Annotated in this window: 3 protein-coding genes; 1 reads left to right on the top strand and 2 read right to left on the bottom strand. The window is 62.4% G+C overall.

Annotated elements, in window-relative coordinates; genetic code table 11:
- Positions 1–125: 125 nt before the first annotated feature.
- Positions 126–1,817 carry a citramalate synthase gene (gene cimA / locus NW844_RS00685; protein WP_414332571.1) on the bottom strand — a complete coding sequence of 564 codons (1,692 nt, stop codon included), beginning with the start codon at positions 1,815–1,817 and terminating at the stop codon, positions 126–128.
- The gene (gene ebsA, locus NW844_RS00680; protein ID WP_414332569.1) at positions 1,807–2,178 is read right to left on the bottom strand and encodes a type IV pilus biogenesis protein EbsA; all 372 of its coding nucleotides are present in this window, start codon (positions 2,176–2,178) and stop codon (positions 1,807–1,809) included. Before ebsA ends, cimA begins: the two co-directional genes overlap by 11 nt.
- 257 nt (positions 2,179–2,435) lie before the next feature.
- Here ebsA and larE point away from each other — a divergent pair, with 257 nt between their 5' ends.
- Positions 2,436–3,311: an ATP-dependent sacrificial sulfur transferase LarE gene (gene larE / locus NW844_RS00675; RefSeq protein ID WP_414332567.1), complete on the top strand. Its 876-nt coding sequence runs from the start codon at positions 2,436–2,438 to the stop codon at positions 3,309–3,311.
- Positions 3,312–3,437 lie beyond the last annotated feature (126 nt).

Raw genomic sequence — 3,437 nt, 5'->3', positions numbered from 1 at the left:
GATTCTCATGGGAGCTGTACGATTTCACACAAGTTGGAGCCAGCCTCTCACCCCCGGCCCCTCTCCCAGCCCTCACCCCCAGCCCCTCTCCCAGAGGGAGAGGGGAGATGGTTGAAGATCCCCCTTCAAGGCGAGGCCATCTGGGCAGAGGCTGGGGAAAGGCAAGGTGCTGTCAAGAGACTATACTCTAAGCCTTCCACCAAGGCCCGGCAGGAGGCTTCGATGATGTTGGTGGAAACTCCCACCGTGGTCCAGCGGCGGTGGCCATCGCTGAACTCCACCAGCACCCGCGTTTTTGCCGAGGTGCCGGCCCGCCCATCCAAGATGCGCACTTTGTAGTCGGCCAGGTGAATCCCTTCCAGTTGGGGGTAGAACTCCAGCAAGGCTTTGCGCAGCGCCCCATCCAAAGCCGCCACCGGCCCATTGCCTTCCGCTGCCGTTACCCGCGTCTGCCCTTGCACCGCAATCTTCACCGCCGCCAAGGACTGCACATCCCCCGCCTCACCACTGGGATCCCAGTCTTTGCTGCTCCAGTCGGAGCGGGTAGTGGTGCTGACATTAAAGCTAAGCACCTCAAATGGATGCAAGCGCTGACCTAACAGCTCCCGCACCAGCAGCTCAAAGCTGGCCTCAGCCGCCTCAAACTGATAGCCCTGCAGCTCCAGGGTCTTCAACCGCTCTAGGATCAAGCGGGCTTGGGGATCTGACTTGTCCAGCCGGATCCCGAAGCCGGCCACTTTGCTGAGGATATTGCTCAGCCCCGCTTGTTCCGAAACCACGATGCGCCGGCAGTTGCCCACCTGCTCCGGGGCAATGTGCTCGTAGGTGAGGGGGTTTTTCTGGACGGCGCTAACGTGGATCCCGCCCTTGTGGGCAAAGGCCGACCGGCCCACAAAGGGGGCATGGTCATCCGGAGCCAGGTTGACCACCTCGCTGATGGCGCGGGAGATCTCCGTCAGGTGTTGCAGCTTCCCTTCCGGCAGACAGCGGTAGCCCAGCTTTAGTTGCAGGTTGGGGATGACGCTGCACAGGTCGGCGTTGCCACAGCGCTCCCCATAGCCGTTGATGGTGCCTTGCACCATGCGCGCCCCCGCCTGGACTGCCGCCAGGGCATTGGCCACGGCAGTGCCGGAATCGTTGTGGGTGTGGATCCCCAGGGGCAAATGCCCCAGGTGATGGGACTCGGCCAAGACGGCTGCGGTGATGGCGGCAATCTCGGGGGGCAGGGATCCGCCGTTGGTATCGCAGAGAACCAGCCACTCCGCCCCCGCTTCTGCCGCCGCCACGAGGGTTTGCAGGGCGTAGTCGGAGTTATGGCGATAGGCGTCAAACCAGTGCTCAGCATCGTAGATCACCCGTCGCCCCTGGGAGCGCAAATAGGCGATGGTATCCCGGATCATGGCCAGGTTTTCGGCCAAGGTGGTGCCCAGCCCCTCAGTCACATGCAGATCCCAGGACTTGCCGAACACCGTCACGTAGCGGGTGCCCGCCGCCAAGATGGCCTGCAGCAGGGGGTCGTCAGCCGCCCGCCGCCCCGGCTTGCGGGTGGAGCAAAAGGCCACCAGCTCCGCCTGCTCCAGAGGCTCTTCCCGCAGTTGCCAGAAAAACTGCACATCCTTGGGATTGGCCCCCGGCCAGCCCCCCTCGATAAACGGGATCCCCAGCCGATCCAGCAGCTTGGCGATCTGGATCTTGTCTTGCACCGACAGCGACAGCCCCTCCCGCTGCGCCCCATCCCGCAGCGTGGTGTCGTAGAGGGTGATGGCGGCTAAGCAACCAAGGACTGCGTCCTGCTGGCGCGAACGGTCAATCTTCATAGCGCATCAGCTTTTTGTAAAAGGCGGTGGAGAAATCCGGCGGCTGCCCCCGCTGCATCAGGGTCACCACATCGATGAGATAGTCCACAAACTCGTAGTTGGCAATGGAAAGCTGATAGGTGAGCTCGGCATCTTGAGCGAAGATCACCTGAACCACCGTTAAATCTGAAGGTAGCGGGGACATGTGCCAACTGGCCAAGAAGCGGACGGGATCCGCCCCCTCAATAGCCCTTTGCCCCTCCAGGTTGCCTCTTTTGTAGAGGCCCACCGCCAGGGCTAAGTACTGTCGGCGGGCAACGGCGTAATAGGGCTGATAGACGGCCACTTCTGGCGGGCTGGCAGGTTCGAGTTGCAGAGCCATGACGGCAAGAGGAGAGAAGCGTCGATTGCGGCAACAAAGCAAGGGGCTCACTGCCATCCAGCCTACCGCGTCGGCGGGCTGCTGGCCTAGAGACAGGTTGCCCGCTTGTGGGGGGATCCCGCACCTCACTTGGGAAGGAAGCGTTGGAAAGTCGGGAAACTCTGAGAAACAATAGGAAGGGAAAACCGCCCCAGGTTCTCCTCCGCCGGGCCAGGACGGCGTCCCCTTGGCCCCGACTTACCGAATCTGCTGGCCTTATGAACATAGCCCCAAACCCCACTGCCGACCCTCTGCTGGAGCTGGATCCCGTCCTGCAAGGCAAGTTCCACCAGCTTGTCCAAATCTTCGCCGAGATGGGGCGGGTCTTGGTGGCCTACTCAGGCGGGGTCGATAGCAGCCTGGTGGCCAAACTGGCCTGGGATCAGGTGGGGGAGCGGGCCCTGGCCGTCACTGCCGCTTCCCCGGCGCTGTTGCCCGAAGATCTGGAGGAGGCCATCCGGCAAGCCCAATACATCGGCATTCGCCACCAGATCGTCGAGACCCAGGAGCTGCAGGATCCCCGCTACGCCGCCAACCCCGCCAACCGCTGCTACTTCTGCAAAAGCCACTTGCACGACACCCTGCGTCAGGTGGCTAAAACTCAGGGATACGACCACGTGGCAGATGGCCTCAACGCCGACGATCTGGCCGACTATCGACCGGGAGCGCAGGCGGCCCGAGAGCGAGGCGTGCGTTCTCCCTTGGCGGAGGTGGGGATGAGCAAGCTGGAGGTGCGGCAACTGTCTCGCCACCTGGGCCTGCCCTGGTGGGACAAGCCGGCCCAGCCCTGCCTCAGCTCCCGCTTTCCCTATGGCGAGGCAATCACCGCCGAGAAGCTGCGGCGGGTGGGATTGGCAGAGCGCTATCTGCGCAGCTTGGGCTGGCAGCAAGTGCGCGTGCGCTCCGAGAAAGATACTGCCCGCATCGAACTGCTCCCTCATCAAATCGTGGAATTTGTGCAAAAAACCGATCTGGCAGCGCTGGTCAAGGCCCTGCAATCTTTTGGTTATCTCTACGTCAGTCTCGATTTGGAGGGCTACCGCAGCGGCAAGCTCAACCGCGCCCTCAACCCGCCCCCGCCGACAACGGGCTGAGCCAGCCTAGGGGCTTGGGCTGAAGTTTTGTGCCAGGTTTAGGGGAATATGAAAGGGTTTTGGTGGCTCTGGCTTTGCTTGGGGGTGTTTGGTCTGGCAACGGCTGCTCCTGCCTCAGCCCAGAAA

Origin of the sequence: Synechococcus sp. H55.2, assembly GCF_047462495.1 — a bacterium.
Classification (GTDB): Bacteria; Cyanobacteriota; Cyanobacteriia; order Thermostichales; family Thermostichaceae; genus Thermostichus.
Note: the sequence above shows the minus strand (reverse complement) of the source record. Positions and strands in the feature narration are given on the sequence as shown.

Coding starts and splice junctions, on each gene's coding strand:
- ebsA (WP_414332569.1), bottom strand. CDS start 2,178: ATGGCTCTGCAACTCGAACCTGCCAGCCCGCCAGAAGTGGCCGTCTAT.
- cimA (WP_414332571.1), bottom strand. CDS start 1,817: ATGAAGATTGACCGTTCGCGCCAGCAGGACGCAGTCCTTGGTTGCTTA.
- larE (WP_414332567.1), top strand. CDS start 2,436: ATGAACATAGCCCCAAACCCCACTGCCGACCCTCTGCTGGAGCTGGAT.